Origin of the sequence: Limnohabitans planktonicus II-D5 (genome assembly GCF_001270065.2) — a bacterium.
Classification (GTDB): domain Bacteria; phylum Pseudomonadota; class Gammaproteobacteria; order Burkholderiales; family Burkholderiaceae_C; genus Limnohabitans_A; species Limnohabitans_A planktonicus.
Window position 1 is genome coordinate 65,448 of record NZ_LFYT02000005.1, and the last position, 19,719, is coordinate 85,166.

Consider the following 19,719-nt stretch of genomic DNA (forward strand, 5'->3'; position numbering starts at 1 on the left):
ACCATCAAACATTTGGCGACAAACCCCAAAAAAAAGCCACTGATCTTCGTCAGTGGCTTGGCAATCTGTCACAGCGCGCCGCTGCAACAGCCAGGATCAACCGCCCTTTTTGGAGCGCTTGCCGGGGTTTTTCTTGCTGCGAGTCGCCACACCACGCTCCAGACTGACGCGCTGGCCACGGCCAGGTGTGCGCAGGGTCACGCCAGGCAAGGCTGGCAGTGGGGGGGTGAATTTACGATCTGCTTCGGTGACGATTTTGTTGCCCATCGATGGCTCCAGATAAAAATGCAAAAGCGATATTAAGCCACAAGTTGAAGGTGGCACCCGGCACAAGCGCCCTGTCAGACCGAAAACTTCGGCGGGCGCTTTTCGATGAACGCATTCACCGCCTCGTGGTGGTCGTCGGTCATGTGGGCAATGGCTTGGTAACCAGCCGACAACTCCAGCAGCGATTCCAGCGAACTGCGCTCACCCTCGCGCAGCAAGCGCTTGGTCATGCGCAGCACCGCGCCCGGGTTGGCTGCGATCTTGCGGGCCAGAGCCAGCGCCTCGGGCATCAATTGATCGGGTGCCACCACCCGTGAGACCAGTCCGCAGGCCAGCGCCTGCTCGGCCGTCAGGGCCTCGCCCGTGAACGCCATCTCGGCCGCTTTGGACGCACCCACCGCGCGCGGCAGCAGCCAAGCGCCGCCGTCACCCGGAACGATGCCCACTTTCACAAAACTCTCGGCAAAGATGGCCTTGTCGGAGGCGATGCGGATGTCGCACATGCATGTCAAATCCAGCCCCGCGCCAATGGCCGGGCCATTGATGGCAGCGATCACGGGCACATCGAGGTTGTAAAGCGCCTTGGGCAGGCGCTGGATGCCGTTGCGGTATTCCTCGCGGATGACGTCGGGCATGAGTTGTTGCGTTTGGTAGCGCAGCATGTCCTTCACGTTACCGCCCGAGCTGAAGACCGGGCCTTCGGCCGTCAGGATCACCGCACGAATACTGGTGTCTTTGGTGATGTCGGCGCAGGCCTGCACAAACTCCTCGACCGCCGTGTTGCCCGTCAGGGCGTTGCGGGTCTCAGGCTGGCTCATGGTGAGGATGGCGATGCCGCCCTCACGGGTGATGTTGAGAAAAGCGTTCATGGGGTTTCCTGTCGAAAGAAATCAAAGCACCGTATCGGTGAGCGTGCGCACGAGGTCCAGGCTGAGCGGCTCGGGGCTGTCCAGCAAGGCCTGGCCCAGCACATCGTGCCAGTAAGACTCTGACCCGGCCGCTTGCCGCCAGGCATGCAGCCTGCGGGTGTAGAGCTGCAGGTCAAACTCGCGTGTGAACCCGATTGCACCGTGGATGGAGTGGCTCAGCCCCGCCACTTCGAGCGCCGCCTCGCTGGTGCGGGCCTTGGCCATCGCCACACGCAAACGGTCGGGCACTTGGCCCGCAGCCGACAGCCCCAACTGTGCGGCCATGCGCGCAGCAAACGCATGCTCGGACATGACGCTCAGCTGGTGCTGGATCGCCTGGAATTTACCAATCGGTTTGCCGAACTGCTGGCGGTCGTTGGCGTACTGCAGGGTGCGGCTGAAGACCGCCATCAGCGCCCCGGCCAGTTGGGCGGCATACAGGGCCGCTTGCAGTGTCACCAGGTCGTGCTTGCCGGGCACCGCCTGTGCGGCGTCCCAGGCCGCCTGGGGCCAGCTCATCTGCGCGTCCAGGCAAAACCCGGCCACTTGCATTTGGCTATCGGCCGCAGGCAAGAGACGGCAAGCACCGCCAAACGACACCAGCACCCAATCGGCTTGTGTGCCGCAACGCACCTGGGGGCAATGCAAACGGCCATCGCTGGCCGGTTGGCCGGTGCCAAACACCACCGAGCCCTTGGGTGCGGACACGCCCGCATGCGCCAGCAGGCCCCGCGCCAGCAAGGTCTCCCCCAAGGGCACGGGCACGGCAAAGCTGCCGCACAGCTCCAGCATTGCGTACACATCGGCCAAGGCCAGCCCTGCGCCCCCGGCAGATTCGGGCACCAGCGCATCAACAAAGCCCGAGTCTTCGAGCTGTTGCCACAAAGGGGCGGAGGCTTGCCCCGCTTCGATGGCGCGCACCACTGCAGGGGTGCAGTGGTCGGTGAGCAGGGCCTTGACGGCATCTGCAAAAAGATCGTCCATGGTGTTTCCTTTTCAGCGCAAGCCCAGGCCGCGCGCGATCATGCCGCGCAGTATGTCGCGTGTGCCGCCGCGCAGCGAGTAGCTGGGCGCGACCTGCGTGATGTAGTTAAGCGTGTTGAGCAACTCGGCGGGCACATCGGTGTCGGTGCGCGAGAACAGGTCGTCGGCAATCGCCGCCGGGATCAGCTGCTCCACGCCTGTGCCCAGGTCTTTGACCAGAGCAGCTTCCACCACCGGGCTTTCACCCCGCGTGAGTTTTTCGGTGATGGCCACCGACATGGCGCGCAGCGGTGCCAACTGGCTCAAGATCTTGCCCGCCAGGCGCTGGGCCTGCGGTGTGCGGCCTTGTGGCGTGCGCACATAGGCCAGCCACTCGTCAAACAAGGCGATGCTGGAGTACAGCCGCTCGGGCCCGCTGCGCTCAAAAGCCAGCTCGGCCGTGACCTGCTCCCAGCCGCCGCCTTCGTCGCCCACCAAGGCGTCGGGCCCCAGCTGAACATTCTCGAAAAAGACTTCGCAAAAATGGCTGTCGCCCGACTGGTCCACGATGGGCCGCACCGTGACGCCCGGCAAGGACAAGTCCACAATCATCTGCGACAAGCCCTTGTGGCGGTCGCTCGCCTCGCCAATGGTGCGCACCAGCGCGATCATGAAGTGGCAGTTGTGGGCGTTGGTGGTCCAAATTTTCTGGCCGTTCAGCAACCAGCCTGCTTCATGAGGCACGGCACGGGTGCGCACACTGGCCAGGTCCGAGCCCGAACCGGGCTCGCTCATGCCGATGCAAAAGAACGCCTCGCCACGGCAAATGGCGGGCAGGTAGCGCTGCTTTTGCGCTTCGGTGCCGTACTTGAGCAGCAAGGGGCCGCTTTGGCGGTCGGCGATCCAGTGCGAGCCCACGGGCGCGCCAAAGTTCAAGAATTCCTCGACCAGCACATAGCGCGCAAACGCGCTGCGTCCAGCGCCGCCATAGGCTGTGGGGAACGTGATGCCCAGCCAGCCCCTGCGGCCCAGCTCACGGCTGAACGCCGGGTCATAGCCCGACCAGGAGCGGGCGCGGACATGTGCGGGCACGCCACGCATGGCCTCCACAAGAAAGGCCCGCACCTCCTGGCGCAGCGCTTCGTCTTGCGCAGGAATGGCCGACGGGTTCAACGAATCAAGCTGGCTCATGCCAACACCCCTTTTTCAAACAAACTTGTCAGGGTCTCTTCGTCCAGCGCCAGCATATCGCCCAGCACCTCGCGGGTGTGCTGCCCCAAGAGCGGCGGCGCGAGGCGGTACTGCACAGGCGTGTCCGACATGCGGATCGGGCTGGCCACCAAGGCCACGTCGTCACGCGCAGCGTGGTCCATGTGGATCTGCATGCCGCGGGCCTGGACCTGCGGGTCTTCAAACACATCGGCCAAGGTGTTGATGGGGCCGCAGGGCACGCCTGCCGATTCGAGCAAGGCCACCCACTCGCGCGTGCTGCGGGTGACGGTGAGCGCACGCATCAGCTCGATCAGGGCCACGCGGTTTTGCACGCGTGCGGCGTTGGTCACAAAGCGCGCATCGCCTGCCCATTCGGGTCGGCCAGCGGTTTTGCAAAAGCGGGCAAACTGCCCATCGTTGCCCATGGCCAAAATCATGTGGCCGTCGGCCGTCGGAAAGTCCTGGTAGGGCACCGTGTTCGGGTGGGCGTTGCCCATGCGCCGGGGAGCCACGCCGCTGTGCAGGTAGTTCATCGACTGGTTGGCGAGACACGCCACACCCACGTCGAGCAATGCCAAGTCAATGTGCTGACCGCGGCCGGTCACCTCGCGGGCCTGCAAGGCCGCCAGGATGCTGGTGCTGGCGTACAGACCCGTCAGGATGTCGGTGAGCGCCACACCCACCTTCATGGGGCCAGCGCCCGCCGTGCCGTCGGGCTGGCCCGTGATGCTCATGAGCCCACCCATGCCCTGGATCAAAAAGTCATAGCCTGCGCGCTGGGCATAAGGCCCCGTCTGGCCAAAGCCCGTGACCGAGCAGTACACCAGCCGGGGGTGGATGGCGTGCAGCGTGTCGTAATCCAAGCCGTACTGCTGCAGGCTGCCCACTTTGAAGTTCTCGATCAGCACATCGCATTGCAGTGCCAAGTCACGCACCAGCTGCTGGCCTTCGGCACTGCTCAAGTCGACGGCAATCGACTTCTTGTTGCGGTTGGTGCACAGGTAGTAAGCCGCATCGCGCGTGGGTTCACCCTGTGCGTCTTTCAGGTACGGCGGGCCCCAAGTGCGGGTGTCGTCACCCGTTTCGGGGCGCTCGACCTTGATGATCTCCGCACCCAAGTCGCCCAAGGTTTGCGCGGCCCACGGACCCGCCAGTACACGCGAGAGGTCGAGCACGCGGATGTGCGAGAGCGCGCCGCGTGGAGGGGTGTCTGCGCTGGCAGCCGTCATTGCTGCTCCACCTTGGCGCTGGTGGCAATGCGTTTCCAGAGCTTGATCTCGGCCGCCTGGAAGGCGCGCATTTCTTCGGGGCCACCGCTCATCACCTCAGCACCCAAGCGCTCATAAAACTCACGGGTTTCGGGCAGCCGCTCGATGGCGGTGAGCAAGCTCGCGAGTTTGTCGGTTTCGGCCTTGGGCGTCTTGACCGACACCATGGCCCCTACCCAGGTGTAAGCCGTGAAGCCCGGCAAACCTGCTTCTGTGGCTGTGGGCACGGCGGGCAGTGTGGACGAGCGCTGCTCTGACGCAAAAGCCAGTGCGCGCAGCTTGCCCGCCTTGACCATCTCTTGCGCGCTCGTCATCTCGGCAAAGGCAAACTGCACCGTGCCTGCGGTCACCGCCGACACCACTTCGCTGGCGCCCTTGAAAGGCACATGCATCGCCTGGATGCGGGTCGCATCGTTGAAGGCCTCGGCCATCAACTGGTAACCGGCCGAGCCCGCCCCGTAATTGAGTTGGCCGGGTTTGGCCTTGGCGGCTGCAACCAGATCGGCGACGGTCTTGTACTCCGACTGACCGGGCACGATCAACAAAGCGGCCGCGCGCATCATCATGGTCAGCGGCGCGAAGTCGGCCACCGGGTCATAGGGCAAAGACTTGAAGAGCGCGGCGTTCACCGCCAGCGTGGAATTGCTGCCCACAAAGACGGTGTAGCCGTCGGCCGGTGCGCTTTGCACTGCACGCACAGCGATGAAGCCGTTGGCACCTGGCTTGTTGTCCACCACCACGGTTTGGCCCGTCATCTCGGTCAGCTTTTTGGCGAAGTAACGCGCCGAGGTGTCGGTGCCGCTGCCCGGCGGGAACGGCACCACAAAGCGCAAAGGCTTCGATGGGAAAGCCGCCGCTTGTGGTGCAGGTGCAGCGGTCTGGGCTTGCACCGAAGTTGCGCCCAGGGTTGCGGCCAGCAGGGCGGTGGTGGTGAGTATTTGAATGATTTGTCGGCGTTCGGTCATGGCTTGTCTCCTGTCGTTTGGCTTTATCGGGTGTTATTCGAGCGTCACGCCCGTGGCCTTGACGACCGCAGCCCAGCGGGCAAGCTCTTTCTTCACGTAAGCGCCGTATTCTTCCGGGGTCGAGCCCAGCGGCTCGGCGCCTTGAAGCGCCAGCTTTTCCTTGACCTCGGCGCTCTGCAAAGCTTTGTTGATTTCGGCGTTCAGCCGTTGCACCACCGTTTTGGGTGTGTTGGCGGGCACCATGATGCCCTGCCATGCGCCAGCCTCAAAACCGGGCATCACGGTCTCGGACAGTGTGGGCACTTCAGGAAAAAGCGACATGCGCTGGCTGGTGGTGACCGCCAGCAACTTCAGGCGCTTATCCTTCACGAAAGGCATGACCGAGTTGATGGTGTCGGTCATGAACTGGATCTGACCTGCCACCAGGTCCACGTCAGCCGGGGCGCTGCCACGGTAGGGCACATGCGTGGCGTCGATGTCGTGGTGCCGCACCAGTTGAAAAGCCGCCAAGTGCGTCACGTTGCCATTGCCTGCCGAACCATAAGACAGCTTGCCGGGGTTGGCTTTGGCGTAAGCGATGAACTCGCGCACGTTGTTGGCAGGCACGGCGGGGTTGACCACCAAGGCCAGGGGCACCACGGCCGTGAGCGCCACGGGCGCGAGGTCTCGCTGTACGTCGTAGGTCAGGCTTTTGTAGAGCGCCGGGCTCAAGGTGATGGACGAGGTGTTGTACAGCACGGTGTAACCGTCCGCCGGAGCCTTGGCTGCGGCCACGGCGGCAATGTTGCCATTGGCACCGGGCTTGTTGTCGATCACGATGGACTGGCCCATCTGCTCCGACATTTTCTTGGCCAGCACACGCGCAACAAGATCGGTGGGGCCGCCCGGCGGGAAGGGCACGAGCAGGGTGATGGGCTTGCTCGGGTAAGCCTGCGCCCAGGCGGCAAGCGGCAGCAAAGCCGCAGCGGCCAGGCCCAGCAGGGTTCTGCGCAAAGTGTGGGTGATGTTCATGGTGGTGTCTCCTTTGATGAATCGGATATTTTGAAAATGCTCAACCGGCTTGGCGTCCTGCCAACAAGCGTGTGGCGGTGTAAGTCATGACCGGGATGTCATGCTGATTGAACACATCGATGCGCGACGTGACCACGGCGCGACCGCTGCGCGAGGTAGGGCGGATGTCGGTCACCTCGATCACGGCCTCAATGGTGTCGCCCACCACCACAGGTGCCAAAATTTTCTGGTGCAGTTCCAGCATGGCCAGACCCGTGCCCTGGATCATGGTCTGCAAGATGAAGCCTTCGATCAAGGTGTAGGTCAGTGCGCCCGGCACAGGACGCCCGGCCATCGCGCCGCCTTCGTAGCCTTCTTCGATGAAGATGGCTTCGAGCATGCCCGTGACCGAAATGAAGTTGACCAAATCGGTCTCGGTGATGGTGCGCCGGAAGGTGCGCATGCGCTGACCGACCGTGAGGTCTTGCCAGACAAAACCGCGCCCCAGCTGAGGCAAAGTGCGGTCCACCGCCGCTGTCGAAAACGCTGCGCTGCTCATGGGTGTGAAACTCCGGAATCGCTGGAAAGGGTGGGGGCCACGGCCGCGCCGCTGTCCAGCATGGCGTCGATCTGCGCGGCAGACAAGCCCGCAGCGGACAGCAGGGCTCGCGTGTGTTCGCCCAAGCGCGGCGGCAGCGCCACGGGCGGGCGCTGGCCGTTGAAGCGCACAGGCACCCCCGGAAAGCGCACCTCGCCCATGGCAGGGTCTTGCACCGACTCGAAAAACCCGGTGGCCAACAAATGCGGGTCTTGCGGCAAATCGTCAAGCCGCCCCACGGGCGCTGCTGGGATTTCGAGCCGCTCGCAGGTGGCGATCCAGTAGGCCGTGTTGTGCTTTTCCACAAAACCGGACGCGAGTTCGAGCAACTCGGCAATGTGCTTTGTGCGCTGCGCGATGTCGGCAAAGCGCGGGTCCGCCGCCAAGTCAGGGCGACCGACCTGGGCAAAGAGCCGCTGCCAGTGGGTGGTGGTGTAAGGCATCATGGCCACATGGCCATCGGCCGTGCGGTAAGGCCTGCGCCAAGGCGCCAGCACACGCGGGTAACCCGCAGCCGACAGCGGCGGCACAAAGTGTTGACCATAAAAGTGCTCCACCAGATTGAAGCCCACCATGGACTCGAACATCGGGATCTCCACCAGTGCCCCCTGGCCCGTGCGTTCGCGCTGCATCAAGGCCGCCAAAATGGCGTGCGCGGCCACATGGCCACAGGTTTTGTCGGCAGCAATGGTGGGCAAGTAACGCGCCTCGCCCGTCTGGCGTTCCATCAGGTCTGCCAGGCCCGACATGCCCTGGATCACGTCGTCGTACGCTGGCCTGCCTGCATAAGGCCCCGGCAAAAAGCCCAGCAAACTGGCGTAGACCAGTCGGGGGTTTCGTTGACGCAGCGTCTCAGGGTCAATGCCCAATGCCGCCAGTTTTTGAGGCCGCATGCTGTGCATGAACACGTCCGCAGAATCCACCAACGCCTGCAAGGCCTGCTGGGCTGCGGGCTGCTTGAGGTCGAGCACCAGGCTCTTTTTGCTGCGGTTGGAGCCCATGAACATGGCGGCCATGCCCGGCTCCCGGCCCGGGCCCGTGTGGCGCGTCGAGTCTCCCTCGGGCGGCTCGACCTTGATGACTTCGGCGCCGTAATCGGCCAGTACCTGGCTTGCCAAGGGTCCAAAGATCACGCTCGACAGGTCCAGGACCCGAATTCCTTGAAGTGGCTGCATACCTGAGACGGATGGGAGTATTGCAGCCCATTATTTCTACCGCAGGTGTTTTCGTCTAATATTTGTTTTCACCTCTGTGATTGCTATTGGATATCAATGGACACCCGCCAGCTGCGCCACTTTGTGGCCCTTGCCGAAACCCTGAACTACCACCGCGCGGCCGAGCGACTGCACATCTCGCAGCCGCCGCTGTCGGCATCGATCCGCAAACTTGAAGAAGACTTGGGTGTGCGCTTGTTCGAGCGCACGCGTCGCGGCACCCACCTCACGCCTGCGGGCGAGGCGGCGCTGGCCGACGCACGCCGCGCGCTGTTTCACACCGAGCAGTTCGGCCGCACGGCCACCGCCACAGCCCGGGGCGAAGCTGGCACGCTGCGCATCGGCTTCATCGGCTCGGCCACCTATTCGCTCATGCCCCGTCTAATGCCGCTGTTTCGTGCGCGCTACCCGGAAGTCGAACTGGTGCTGAGCGAGTCCACCACGCGACGACTGATCGAGCAGGTGGAGCAAGGCGATCTGGATGCGGGGCTGCTGCGCTTTCCGATGGTGCAAGCCACCCAGGCCCGCATGACGCCCATCGAACGGGATGTGTTTGTGGCAGCGCTCCCCGATAGCCACCCGCTGCTGGCAAAGACCAAGCTCAAACTATCGGACCTCGCAGCCCAGCCCTTTGTCATGTACAGCGCCCAGGCGGTGCCGGGCCTGCACGCGATGGCCTTGCTCGCGTGCCAACAAGCGGGTTTTGTGCCCCAGGTACAGCAAGAGGCTGTGCAGGTACAAACCGTGGTCAGTTTGGTCGAGAGCGGCCTGGGCGTGGCCCTGGTGCCCTCTGTGGCCACCCGCCACGCCATGCCGGGCGTGGTGTTCCGCAAGGTACACGGACCAGGCGCAGCCACCGAAATTGGCATTGCACTGCTGTGGCGGCCCGACACCGAAACGCCTGCAGCGCGCAGGTTCAGGGAGACGCTCGCGGGTCTGGACAACAAACAGATTGCACAAAAGTCAGACGACACTTGCAACCATCCAGCACAAGATTGATCTGGCCCTGTGAAGTATTCGTTAGCAAAAGTCTTGTAGGTTGGTATCTTCAGCGCCGACAAGTGCCCGCGCCGTAGCCAACAACGTCGTAGCTAAAGCTACCGACCTGCGAGGTGACGGTGCAAAAAATTCAAGCTTCAGCGTGCCGGATCAACAGATGAGAAGCCTGATTCTTGTCAGTCGCCGTTCTCCAGTGCGAAATTACGGACACAAAAAAGCCCGCACGAAGCGGGCTGGTTTGTTGATTTCAGTCTTGAAATCATGGAGGCTCGGGCCGGAGTCGAACCGACCTACACGGATTTGCAATCCGGTGCATAACCGCTTTGCTACCGAGCCATGTTCAGAAAAAAGTTCTGACAAAAAAGGGAAGCTTTGGCTTCCCTTTTTGCTGAAAGATGTTGGCACTTCTTTCATTGTTTGGAGCGGGAAACGAGGCTCGAACTCGCGACCTCAACCTTGGCAAGGTTGCGCTCTACCAACTGAGCTATTCCCGCATTGTCTAGCTTTGAATTATACAACGGATCCGAACAACATCCGCTCTATGTGACAACAAATTCAAACATGCACATTCTCAAGACTGGAGGCGCGGGCCGGAGTCGAACCGACCTACACGGATTTGCAATCCGGTGCATAACCGCTTTGCTACCGCGCCCTGTTCCTTCAAAAGGAATCTCGAAAACCGCACAAAAAAGGGAAGCTTTGGCTTCCCTATTTGCTGAAAGATGTTGGCACTTCTTTCAATATTTGGAGCGGGAAACGAGGCTCGAACTCGCGACCTCAACCTTGGCAAGGTTGCGCTCTACCAACTGAGCTATTCCCGCATTTCAGATAACTTAGCATTATATGATTTGTTATCTGCAATGGTGTAAATTATAGCGAGATTTTCGGGTCAAACGAAGTCGACCCTGAAATTTTCATCAATGTTTGATGGTCTCGGGTTGCGCTACAGCGGGCACCGTTGTCACCACTGCAGCCACCTCTTCTTCGCTCAACGGCAAAGGCTTGGCTTCCAGGGCGACTTCCAACACCTGATCTATCCACTTCACAGGCACAATTTCCAAGCCGTTTTTGACGTTCTCGGGAATGTCCTGCAAATCCTTGACGTTGTCCGCAGGAATCATCACGGTCTTGATACCTCCGCGCAAAGCCGCCAGCAACTTTTCCTTCAAGCCGCCAATGGCCGTGACTTCACCTCGCAGGGTGATTTCACCGGTCATGGCCACATCGGCACGAACCGGAATACCTGTCATGGCCGACACCATGGCCGTGGTCATGGCTGCCCCGGCACTGGGACCATCTTTGGGTGTTGCACCATCGGGCACATGGATGTGCAGGTCTTTCTTTTCAAAGACATCATCCTTGATGCCCAATAGACGTGAACGGCTGCGCACCACGGTGCGGGCAGCCTCCACGGACTCTTTCATCACATCACCCAGCGAACCGGTGCGGGTGATCACCCCTTTACCGGGCATGAGGGCCGCTTCAATGGTCAACAAATCGCCACCCACCTCGGTCCAGGCCAGACCGACAACCTGCCCGATCTGGTTCTTCTGCTCAGCGCGGCCATAGGTGTACTTGCGCACGCCGACAAAGTCGTTGAGGTTGTCCGCATTGACCACTACTTGGGGCTTCATTTGCTTGAGCAGCAAAGCCTTGACCACTTTGCGGCAAATCTTGCCCAGTTCGCGTTCGAGCGAACGCACACCGGCTTCGCGGGTGTAATAACGAACCACGTCACGAACAGCGTCTTCTGTCACGTTCAGCTCAGACTCTTTCACGCCATTGTTGGTCATTTGCTTGGGCAGCAAATACTTCATGGCGATGCTGGTTTTCTCGTCTTCGGTGTACCCCGACAGGCGGATGACTTCCATACGGTCCAACAGGGCAGAAGGAATGTTCATGGAGTTCGAAGTCGCCACGAACATCACATCGCTCAGATCAAAATCAACTTCAACGTAGTGATCGCCAAAGGTGTGGTTTTGCTCAGGATCGAGCACCTCCAGCAAGGCGCTCGAAGGATCGCCCCTGAAATCGGTGCCCAGTTTGTCGATCTCGTCGAGCAGGAAGAGCGGATTCTTGGTGCCGACCTTGTTCAGGTTTTGCAACACCTTGCCTGGCAAAGCACCAATGTAAGTACGGCGGTGCCCACGGATTTCTGCTTCGTCACGCATGCCGCCCAATGCCATGCGCACATACTTGCGGCCTGTGGCTTTGGCAATCGATTGCCCGAGCGAAGTCTTGCCCACGCCGGGTGGCCCGACCAAACACAGAATGGGTGCCTTGACCTTGTCCACGCGCTGCTGTACTGCGAGGTACTCCAGGATGCGGTCTTTGACTTTATCAAGACCAAAGTGATCCTGGTTCAGCACATCTTCTGCATTGCCCAGATCGTGTTTGAGTTTGGTTTTTTTGCTCCAGGGCAAACCAGTCAGCACGTCGAGGTAATTGCGCACCACCGAGGCTTCCGCCGACATGGGCGACATGAGCTTGAGTTTTTTCAGTTCGCCATCGGCCTTTTTGCGAGCCTCAGCAGACATCTTGGCTGCCTTGATCTTCTTTTCAATTTCCTCAATGTCTGCGCCCTCTTCACCATCCCCCAACTCTTTCTGGATGGCTTTGACCTGTTCGTTCAGGTAGAAGTCGCGCTGATTTTTTTCCATCTGACGCTTGACGCGGCCACGGATGCGCTTGTCCACATTGAGGATATCGACCTCATGCTCCAGTTGGGCAAACAGGTTCTCTAGCCGTGCCTTGATGTTGGCCAGATCCAAAACCTGCTGCTTGTTTTCCAGCTTGAGCGGCAGATGTGCAGCAATCGTGTCGGCCAGTCTTCCGGCATCGTCGATGCTGGAAATCGAGGTCAGGATTTCAGGCGGAATTTTCTTGTTGAGCTTGACGTATTGGTCAAACTGCTGCATCACGGCGCGGCGCAGGGCTTCAATTTCGGTCCCAGGCTCAGACTGCTCCATGACGGGGTCCACGGGTGACACCGTGGCCACAAAGTGAGCCTCGCCATCCACAATGCGCTGAACCAAGGCACGCTGCTGGCCTTCGACCAGCACCTTCACTGTGCCGTCGGGCAACTTGAGCATTTGCAAAATGGTTGAGACGCAACCTACATCAAACATGTCTGAGGCATCGGGCTCGTCTTTGGCGGCCGTCTTCTGGGCCACCAGCATGATGCGGCGCTCAGTGGCCATGGCCGATTCGAGCGCCTTGATGCTCTTTGGGCGTCCCACAAACAGCGGAATCACCATGTGAGGGAACACCACCACATCGCGCAGCGGCAACATGGGCAGTTCAATCGGGGTGGTCGGTAAAGGTGTGTGTCCAGACATGGTGTGTCCCTCAGGTCAATTCAGCTGCACATGGATGCTGCACCGGCGAATTCAACCCAGCATACAGCAGGGTCATAGCGAGCGGTGTGGCATTCATGGGGGTCAGGCCTGTTTGGCCGACTCGCGGTAAACCAGCAGCGGTGCCTTGTTGTCGTCAATGGTGGACTCGTCCACCACGACTTTTTCAACATTGGCCGCATTGGGCAATTCAAACATGGTATCGATCAGCGCTTGCTCCATGATGGAGCGCAGACCACGGGCACCGGTCTTGCGGGCCAAGGCCTTGCGGGCAATGGCCGTCAGCGCACTGGGTCGCACCTCCAGCTCAACGCCTTCCATGGACAGCAATTTGGTGAACTGCTTGACCACGGCATTTTTGGGCTCGGTCAGGATTTGCACCAGCGCGTCTTCGGTCAGCTCGGCCAAAGTGGCGACCACCGGCAAGCGGCCTACCAGCTCGGGAATCAGGCCAAACTTGATGAGGTCTTCTGGTTCAACTTCGTTGAACACATCGGTCAGCGAACGCTGCTTCTTGCTCTTGACGGTGGCACCAAAACCGATGCCGCCCGCTTCCGTCCGGTTTTCAATGACTTTTTCAAGGCCGGCAAACGCGCCACCGCAGATGAACAGGATGTTGGTCGTGTCAATTTGCAGGAAATCCTGGTTCGGGTGCTTGCGCCCGCCTTGCGGAGGCACACTGGCCATGGTGCCCTCTACCAGCTTGAGCAAAGCCTGTTGGACACCCTCGCCCGAGACGTCGCGCGTGATGGAGGGGTTGTCAGATTTGCGGGTGATCTTGTCGATTTCGTCGATATAGACGATGCCGCGCTGGGCGCGTTCGACATCGTAATTGCAGGTCTGCAACAGCTTGGCAACAATATTTTCGACGTCTTCACCCACATAACCGGCTTCGGTCAGGGTGGTGGCGTCTGCCATCACAAAGGGGACATCCAGCATGCGCGCCATGGTCTGCGCCAGCAGGGTTTTGCCCGAGCCTGTAGGGCCGATCAGCAAGATGTTGCTCTTGGCCAACTCAACATCGTCTTTCTTGGCACTCTCTTTGTGCTTGAGCCGCTTGTAATGGTTGTAAACCGCCACCGCCAGGCTGCGCTTGGCCTTTTCCTGACCAATCACGTAGTTATCGAGGTTGGTTTTGATGTCCAGCGGGGTCGGCAAACCGTCCTTGGCGCCTTCACCCACCAAGGTGGTGGCCAATTCATCGCGCACGATGTCATTGCACAAATCAATGCATTCATCGCAAATGAAGACCGACGGGCCTGCAATCAGCTTTTTGACCTCGTGCTGGCTTTTGCCGCAAAAGGAGCAGTACAGGTTTTTTTCAGAAGTGGAGCCTTTTTTGTCGGCCATAAAAAGTCGCCTTGGTATCCGGAATTCGTCAATGATAACGAAAGAAAAACGGCGCTCACCTGCACAGGTAAACGCCGTCCAAAAGAGGCAGGGTCAACCGGCTTGCATCAAGTCCGCTTGGCGATCACCTGATCGATCAAACCATAGTCTTTGGCTTCGTCCGCCGACAGGTAGTAATCCCGCTCGGTGTCGATCTCAATTTTGCTCAGCGGCTGGCCCGTGTTTTCGGCCAGGATGCGGTTCAAATGTGCGCGTGTCTTGACGATTTCGCGGGCAGCAATTTCGATTTCGGTGGCCTGACCACGCGCACCGCCCAGAGGCTGGTGGATCATGATCTTGGAGTTGGGCAGTGAAAAACGCTTGCCTTTGGCACCCGAGGACAGCAAGAATGCGCCCATGCTGGCGGCCATGCCGTTGCACAACGTGGACACATCGGGTTTGATGAAGTTCATGGTGTCGTAAATCGCCATGCCAGCGCTCACCGAGCCGCCAGGCGAATTGATGTACAGCGAGATGTCCTTTTCAGGGTTTTCACTCTCCAGGAACAGCAGTTGCGCAACGATCAGGTTGGCCATGTGGTCATTGACCTCGCCCACCAGAAAGATCACGCGCTCTTTGAGCAGACGCGAATAGATGTCGTAAGCACGTTCGCCGCGGCCCGATTGCTCGATGACCATGGGGACCATGCCCAAACTTGTGATGTCCAGTGCGCTCATCATTTCTCCAAAAATTTCACAGGTGACTTTAACCCGAGTTTTCAACCCACCAAAGAGATGGGGCTTGTCTGCCGAACTGCAAGCCCGGCACAAGCCCCATTCTTCAAGGATTCAAAGGCCGCATCAGGCCTGCTGACCCATCAGCTCTTCAAAAGTAATGGCTTTTTCAGTGACCTTGGCCTGGCCCAGCACGAAATCAGACACATTGCTCTCAATGACCACGGCTTCGACTTCGGCCATGCGCTGGTTATCGCTGTTGTACCAGCGCACCACGTCATCGGGATGCTCATAGCTGGATGCCAACTCTTGGATGTGGGCTTGGATCTGCTCGGCCTTGGCGTGCAGGGTGTTGCCACGCACAACTTCTGCCACCACAAGCCCCAAGCGCACGCGCTGCTCGGCTTGAGGGCGGAAGATGTCGTCAGGGATCGGGGCCTTGTCAGCGTCCTTGATGCCGCGTTGCTTCAGGTCTGCACGAGCGCCCTCTTTCAGGCGTTCGATTTCGTTTTGCACGATGGCTTGGGGCAGGTCCAGCTCGGCCTTGGCCACCAAGGCGTCCATGGCAGCTTGCTTGTTGCGGGCCAGCAAGCGGAATTTGACTTCACGCTCGAGGTTTTTGCGGATGTCAGCGCGCAGACCTTCGACAGTCGCGTCGGCGATGCCCAAAGACTTGGCCAGGGCTTCATTGACTTCAGGCAGGTTGGCCGCTTCAAGTTTCTTGACGGTGACCAGGAAGTCAGCGGTTTTGCCAGCCACGTCCTGACCATGGTAGTCAGCAGGGAAAGCCAGGGGGAAAGTTTTGCTTTCGCCGGTTTTCATGCCGCGCACGGCGTCTTCAAACTCTTTGAGCATCTGGCCGTCGCCCAGGATGAACTGGAAATCTTCGGCTTTGCCGCCAGCGAACACTTCACCGTCGATCTTGCCTTCGAAGTCGATGGTGGCACGGTCGCCGTCTTGTGCAGCGGCGTCTTGGGCGCGTTGCGCGAAGGTGCGGCGCTGCTTGCGCAGGATGTCCAAAGTCTTGTCGATGGCGGCGTCAGACACTTCAGCGGTCAATTTTTCGACTTCGGTGTCGGCCAGGTTGCCCAGCTTGACTTCGGGATAGACCTCGAAGATGGCTTCGAAGTTCAGTTCACCTTCGGGCGCGCCTTCTTTTTCAGAAATGCGGGGTTGACCTGCCACGCGCACTTGCGCTTCATTGGCGGCCACGGCAAAGGCCTCACCCACTTTGTCGTTCAGCACTTCGTACTGAACCGAGTAGCCATAGCGCTGAGCCACGACGTTCATGGGCACTTTACCGGGACGGAAACCGTCCATCTTGACCGTGCGGGCCATTTTCTTCAGGCGTGCATCGACCTCGGACTGGATGGCCGTCACGGGCACAGTCAGGGTGATCTTGCGTTCCAGTTTTTCAAGGGTTTCAACAGTCACTGTCATCGTCGTTCTCGGTTAAATGAATTTCTCTCATGCCGCCAGGTTGCCCCTTTGGCCAAAAGTCAGCTGGTGCGCGGGGCGGGACTCGAACCCGCACAGTGTTGCCACCGTCAGGACCTAAACCTGGTGCGTCTACCAATTTCGCCACCCGCGCGGGTCCAAACAAAAAGGGCGAACAGGCCGGGATGGGTGCCATCCACAGACCTGACCGCCCACTTGAAATCGGTCAATTTTCTATTTTAGCCGCTCCGGACCCCGTTTTCGGGTCCGGGCGGTGCTGGTTTTCCCCGCTGCGACGCTGTTTTTCAAGCCGCCCGGGCAGCGTCCGTCGGGCGTGGCACGCGGAACCAGGCCGCGTACATGGCCGGCAGCGCCAGCAAAGTCAGGGCGGTCGCCACGATCAAACCGCCCATGATGGCCACGGCCATCGGCCCCCAAAACACGCTGCGCGAAAGCGGGATCATGGCCAGCACGGCGGCGGCGGCTGTCAGCACGATGGGGCGCAAGCGTCGCACGGCAGACTCGACAATCGCCCGCCAGGGCTCCACACCTGCCGCACGGTCCTGCTCGATCTGGTCAATCAGGATCACCGAGTTGCGCTGGATCATGCCCATGAGCGCAATCACCCCCAGCAAAGCCACAAAACCGAACGGCCGGTTCAGTGCCAGCAGGGCCGCCGCCACCCCCGCCATGCCCAAGGGGCCTGTCAGGAACACGAGCACCGAGCGGCTGAAGCTTTGCAACTGCAGCATCAGCAGCGTGAAGGTGATGAACAGCATGATGGGCACACCCGCCGCAATCGAGGCCGAGCCTTTGGAGCTTTGTTCCACGGCGCCTGCCACCTGGATGCGGTAATCGGTCTGACCATTGGCCGCCCATTGGGCCTGCAACTTGTCCAGCTCGGGCTGTAACTGCGCCGTCACCGTGGCACCTTGCACGCCTTCTGCGAGGTCGGACTGCACGGTGATCGCGTACTGGCGGCCTTCGCGCCACATCACCCCAGGCTCCCAGGCGAAGACGGGACGCACGATTTGCAAGAGCGGAATCGACTTGCCCGACGCCGTGGGCACATAGGCCTGGCCCAGATCGGACAACGCATCGCGCTCGCTCAAAGGCTGACGCAGCACGATGTCGATCAGCTTGTCACCTTCGCGGAACTGGCCCACAGGTGCCCCCGACAAGAGCGTGCGTGAGGACTGCGCAATGGACTGACTGGTCACGCCCAAGGCGCGGGCCTTGGCCTGATCCACCTCTAGGCGCACGGTCTTGACCGATTCGTTCCAGTTGTCGTTCACCCCACGGGTGCTGGCGTTGAGCCGCATCGCAGCCTTGACCTCTTCGGCCTTCTGGCGCAGGGCCACAGGCTCGGTGCCCACCACGCGGAACTGCACCGGGTACGGCACAGGCGGGCCATTGGGCAGCAGCTTGACGCGGCCACGGACCTCGGGAAACTCCTGCGCCAGCAAGGCAGGGAGCTTGACGCGCAGGCTTTCACGCACCTTCAAGTCACGCGGCAACACGATGAGCTGCGACACATTGCTCTGCGGGAACACCTGATCGAGCGGCAGGTAAAAACGCGGCACGCCCGAGCCCACCCAGGTGGTCACCGAGCTCACGCCATCTTCCTGCGCCAGGCGTTTTTCGACCCGTTTGGCAACCTCTTCGCTGGCACTGTAGGGCGCGCCCTCGGGCAGCCACAGGTCCACCAGGATTTCAGGGCGGCTGGAATCGGGGAAGAACTGCTGCTGCACCTTGCCCATGCCCACAATACCCAGCACAAACAGGGCAATGGTGATGCCGATGGTCTTCCAGCGGTGCGTCACGCACCAAGTCACCCAGCGGCGGAACTGGCGGTAAAACGGCGTATCAAACATCTCTGCGCTGTCATGACCGTGGCCGCCCCCTTCGCCCACCACCGCGTGCGCCGGTGGCTTGAGCAGCCACGCACCCAGGTACGGCACGAAGTAGACCGAGGCCACCCAGCTCACGATCAGTGCAATCACCGTGACCGCGAAGATGGCGAAGGTGTATTCACCCGTGACCGACTTGGCGATGCCGATGGGTAAAAAGCCCGCCGCCGTGATCAGCGTGCCCGTGAGCATGGGCATGGCCGTCAGCTCATAGGCAAAGGTGGCCGCGCGGAACTTGTCGTAGCCCTCTTCCATCTTGCGCACCATCATCTCGACCGCGATGATGGCGTCGTCCACCAGCAGGCCCAGCGCAATGATCAGCGAGCCCAGCGAAATTTTGTGCAGGCCAATGCCAAAGTAATTCATGGCCAAAAAGGTCACCGCCAACACCAGCGGAATGGTGATGCCCACCACCAGACCGGGTCGGATGTCCAGCGTCCAGCGCTTCCACAGGGGGTTGTTTCCGGGCCGCTTGTGCAAACCCAGCGCCAAAAAGCTCACCGCCAACACAATCACCACTGCCTCGATCAGCACCTTGATGAACTCGTTGACCGATTTGGACACGGCTGCGGGCTGGTCCTGCACCTGCTTGAGCGCCAAGCCCACGGGCAAACTGGCCTCGATTTGCTTGACTGTGGCATTGAGCGCCTTCCCCAGAGCGATGATGTCGCCGCCCTTGGCCATGCTCACACCCAGGGCAATGACTTCTTCGCCGTCATGGCGCACCTTGACGGACGGCGGGTCCACATACCCACGGCTGACCGTGGCGATGTCGCCCAGTCGCACCTGCGCGCCTGAGCCGCCACGTATGGGCATGGCCCGCAGTTCATCCAGATTCTGGAACTGGCCGCCCACGCGCACTTGCACCACGTCGTTGGGCGACTGCATCGTGCCTGCCGACTCGACCGCGTTTTGCTGGCCCAGCTGCGCCAGCACGGCACCCATGTCCAGACCCATCTGGACGATCTTCTTTTGCGAGACGTCGATGAAGACCTTTTCGTCCTGCACGCCAAAAAGCTCGACCTTGGCCACATCGGGCACGCGCAGCAGCGTCTGGCGCACGCGGTCGGCGTGCGTCTTGACCTCGGCGGCGCTGAAGCCGTCGCCGCTCAGGGCGTAGATCACGCCATACACATCACCAAACTCATCGTTGAAAAACGGCCCCACCACGCCCTGCGGCAAGCTGGCGCGCATGTCGCCGATCTTTTTGCGCACGGTGTACCAGACCTGCGGCACCTCACCGGGCTTGGAGTAATCCTTGAGCTCCAGAATGATCTGCGACTCGCCCGGCTTGGAGTAGCTGCGGATCTTGTCCGCGTAAGGCACTTCTTGCAGCGTGCGCTCAAGCTTGTCGGTCACCTGCTCGGCCACCTGCTGCGCCGTGGCGCCGGGCCAATAGGTGCGCACCACCATGGCCCGGAAGGTGAACGGCGGGTCTTCGTCCTGCCCCAGCTGAAAGTAAGACGCCATGCCGAGCACCATGAGCGCCACCATCAGGTAGCGCGTCAGGGCCGGGTGCTCCAGCGCCCAGCGCGAGAGGTTGAAACTCTTTTTTTCGGTGTCACGCAT

The 19,719-nt window shown here is 60.7% G+C and carries 15 protein-coding genes and 5 tRNA genes; 1 reads left to right on the forward strand and 19 read right to left on the reverse strand.

Annotated elements, in window-relative coordinates; all coding sequences use genetic code 11:
* Window positions 1–96 precede the first annotated feature (96 nt).
* The 9 genes from H663_RS41540 to H663_RS26035 form a co-directional block, all read right to left on the reverse strand.
* Window positions 97–267 carry a hypothetical protein gene (locus tag H663_RS41540; RefSeq protein ID WP_165803866.1) on the reverse strand — a complete coding sequence of 57 codons (171 nt, stop codon included), beginning with the start codon at window positions 265–267 and terminating at the stop codon, window positions 97–99.
* Window positions 268–341: 74 nt separating this feature from the next.
* A complete protein-coding gene (locus H663_RS26000; RefSeq protein ID WP_053169978.1) occupies window positions 342–1,136 on the reverse strand; it encodes a crotonase/enoyl-CoA hydratase family protein in 795 nt (264 codons plus the stop codon).
* 21 nt (window positions 1,137–1,157) lie between these two features.
* Window positions 1,158–2,159: an acyl-CoA dehydrogenase family protein gene (locus tag H663_RS26005; protein ID WP_053169979.1), complete on the reverse strand. Its 1,002-nt coding sequence runs from the start codon at window positions 2,157–2,159 to the stop codon at window positions 1,158–1,160.
* Window positions 2,160–2,171: 12 nt separating this feature from the next.
* Window positions 2,172–3,329, reverse strand: a complete 1,158-nt coding sequence (locus tag H663_RS26010) for an acyl-CoA dehydrogenase family protein (RefSeq protein ID WP_053169981.1) — start codon at window positions 3,327–3,329, stop codon at window positions 2,172–2,174.
* Window positions 3,326–4,579, reverse strand: coding sequence for a CaiB/BaiF CoA transferase family protein (locus H663_RS26015; protein ID WP_053169983.1), 1,254 nt, complete (start codon window positions 4,577–4,579; stop codon window positions 3,326–3,328). The genes H663_RS26010 and H663_RS26015 overlap by 4 nt, the downstream gene beginning before the upstream one ends.
* Window positions 4,576–5,583: a Bug family tripartite tricarboxylate transporter substrate binding protein gene (locus H663_RS26020; protein ID WP_053169985.1), complete on the reverse strand. Its 1,008-nt coding sequence runs from the start codon at window positions 5,581–5,583 to the stop codon at window positions 4,576–4,578. The genes H663_RS26015 and H663_RS26020 overlap by 4 nt, the downstream gene beginning before the upstream one ends.
* A gap of 33 nt (window positions 5,584–5,616) precedes the next feature.
* Window positions 5,617–6,594 (reverse strand): tripartite tricarboxylate transporter substrate binding protein, encoded by a 978-nt coding sequence (locus H663_RS26025; protein WP_053169987.1) that lies wholly within the window; start codon window positions 6,592–6,594, stop codon window positions 5,617–5,619.
* A 40-nt stretch (window positions 6,595–6,634) separates the two neighbouring features.
* Window positions 6,635–7,132: a MaoC family dehydratase gene (locus H663_RS26030; RefSeq protein ID WP_053169989.1), complete on the reverse strand. Its 498-nt coding sequence runs from the start codon at window positions 7,130–7,132 to the stop codon at window positions 6,635–6,637.
* On the reverse strand, window positions 7,129–8,346 hold the full coding sequence (locus tag H663_RS26035; protein WP_053169991.1) for a CaiB/BaiF CoA transferase family protein: 1,218 nt from the start codon (window positions 8,344–8,346) through the stop codon (window positions 7,129–7,131). Before H663_RS26035 ends, H663_RS26030 begins: the two co-directional genes overlap by 4 nt.
* Before the next feature lie 96 nt (window positions 8,347–8,442).
* Here H663_RS26035 and H663_RS26040 point away from each other — a divergent pair, with 96 nt between their 5' ends.
* Complete coding sequence (locus H663_RS26040; protein WP_053169993.1) at window positions 8,443–9,384, forward strand: LysR family transcriptional regulator; 942 nt, start codon at window positions 8,443–8,445, stop codon at window positions 9,382–9,384.
* A 262-nt stretch (window positions 9,385–9,646) separates the two neighbouring features.
* Here H663_RS26040 and H663_RS26045 read toward each other — a convergent pair.
* From H663_RS26045 to H663_RS26090, 10 genes are all read right to left on the reverse strand, one after another.
* Window positions 9,647–9,720 (reverse strand) — tRNA-Cys (locus H663_RS26045).
* A gap of 82 nt (window positions 9,721–9,802) precedes the next feature.
* Window positions 9,803–9,878, reverse strand: a tRNA-Gly gene (locus tag H663_RS26050).
* 84 nt (window positions 9,879–9,962) lie between these two features.
* Window positions 9,963–10,036 (reverse strand) — tRNA-Cys (locus tag H663_RS26055).
* Between the two features lie 93 nt (window positions 10,037–10,129).
* Window positions 10,130–10,205: transfer RNA gene (locus H663_RS26060), tRNA-Gly, on the reverse strand.
* A gap of 96 nt (window positions 10,206–10,301) precedes the next feature.
* The gene (lon, locus tag H663_RS26065) at window positions 10,302–12,722 is read right to left on the reverse strand and encodes an endopeptidase La (protein WP_053169995.1); all 2,421 of its coding nucleotides are present in this window, start codon (window positions 12,720–12,722) and stop codon (window positions 10,302–10,304) included.
* A gap of 102 nt (window positions 12,723–12,824) precedes the next feature.
* Window positions 12,825–14,090, reverse strand: a complete 1,266-nt coding sequence (gene clpX / locus H663_RS26070; RefSeq protein ID WP_053169997.1) for an ATP-dependent Clp protease ATP-binding subunit ClpX — start codon at window positions 14,088–14,090, stop codon at window positions 12,825–12,827.
* 107 nt (window positions 14,091–14,197) lie between these two features.
* Window positions 14,198–14,806, reverse strand: a complete 609-nt coding sequence (clpP, locus tag H663_RS26075) for an ATP-dependent Clp endopeptidase proteolytic subunit ClpP (RefSeq protein ID WP_053171468.1) — start codon at window positions 14,804–14,806, stop codon at window positions 14,198–14,200.
* Window positions 14,807–14,929: 123 nt separating this feature from the next.
* On the reverse strand, window positions 14,930–16,243 hold the full coding sequence (gene tig, locus H663_RS26080) for a trigger factor (RefSeq protein WP_053169999.1): 1,314 nt from the start codon (window positions 16,241–16,243) through the stop codon (window positions 14,930–14,932).
* Window positions 16,244–16,307: 64 nt separating this feature from the next.
* Window positions 16,308–16,394: transfer RNA gene (locus H663_RS26085), tRNA-Leu, on the reverse strand.
* Between the two features lie 151 nt (window positions 16,395–16,545).
* Window positions 16,546–19,719 (reverse strand): efflux RND transporter permease subunit, encoded by a 3,174-nt coding sequence (locus tag H663_RS26090; RefSeq protein ID WP_053171471.1) that lies wholly within the window; start codon window positions 19,717–19,719, stop codon window positions 16,546–16,548.

Excerpts from the sequence above, each read along its gene's own strand:
- H663_RS41540 (WP_165803866.1), bottom strand. The coding sequence starts at position 267 with ATGGGCAACAAAATCGTCACCGAAGCAGATCGTAAATTCACCCCCCCA.
- H663_RS26000 (WP_053169978.1), bottom strand. The coding sequence starts at position 1,136 with ATGAACGCTTTTCTCAACATCACCCGTGAGGGCGGCATCGCCATCCTC.
- H663_RS26005 (WP_053169979.1), bottom strand. The coding sequence starts at position 2,159 with ATGGACGATCTTTTTGCAGATGCCGTCAAGGCCCTGCTCACCGACCAC.
- H663_RS26010 (WP_053169981.1), bottom strand. The coding sequence starts at position 3,329 with ATGAGCCAGCTTGATTCGTTGAACCCGTCGGCCATTCCTGCGCAAGAC.
- H663_RS26015 (WP_053169983.1), bottom strand. The coding sequence starts at position 4,579 with ATGACGGCTGCCAGCGCAGACACCCCTCCACGCGGCGCGCTCTCGCAC.
- H663_RS26020 (WP_053169985.1), bottom strand. The coding sequence starts at position 5,583 with ATGACCGAACGCCGACAAATCATTCAAATACTCACCACCACCGCCCTG.
- H663_RS26025 (WP_053169987.1), bottom strand. The coding sequence starts at position 6,594 with ATGAACATCACCCACACTTTGCGCAGAACCCTGCTGGGCCTGGCCGCT.
- H663_RS26030 (WP_053169989.1), bottom strand. The coding sequence starts at position 7,132 with ATGAGCAGCGCAGCGTTTTCGACAGCGGCGGTGGACCGCACTTTGCCT.
- H663_RS26035 (WP_053169991.1), bottom strand. The coding sequence starts at position 8,346 with ATGCAGCCACTTCAAGGAATTCGGGTCCTGGACCTGTCGAGCGTGATC.
- H663_RS26040 (WP_053169993.1), top strand. The coding sequence starts at position 8,443 with ATGGACACCCGCCAGCTGCGCCACTTTGTGGCCCTTGCCGAAACCCTG.
- lon (WP_053169995.1), bottom strand. The coding sequence starts at position 12,722 with ATGTCTGGACACACACCTTTACCGACCACCCCGATTGAACTGCCCATG.
- clpX (WP_053169997.1), bottom strand. The coding sequence starts at position 14,090 with ATGGCCGACAAAAAAGGCTCCACTTCTGAAAAAAACCTGTACTGCTCC.
- clpP (WP_053171468.1), bottom strand. The coding sequence starts at position 14,806 with ATGAGCGCACTGGACATCACAAGTTTGGGCATGGTCCCCATGGTCATC.
- tig (WP_053169999.1), bottom strand. The coding sequence starts at position 16,243 with ATGACAGTGACTGTTGAAACCCTTGAAAAACTGGAACGCAAGATCACC.
- H663_RS26090 (WP_053171471.1), bottom strand. The coding sequence starts at position 19,719 with ATGCGTGACACCGAAAAAAAGAGTTTCAACCTCTCGCGCTGGGCGCTG.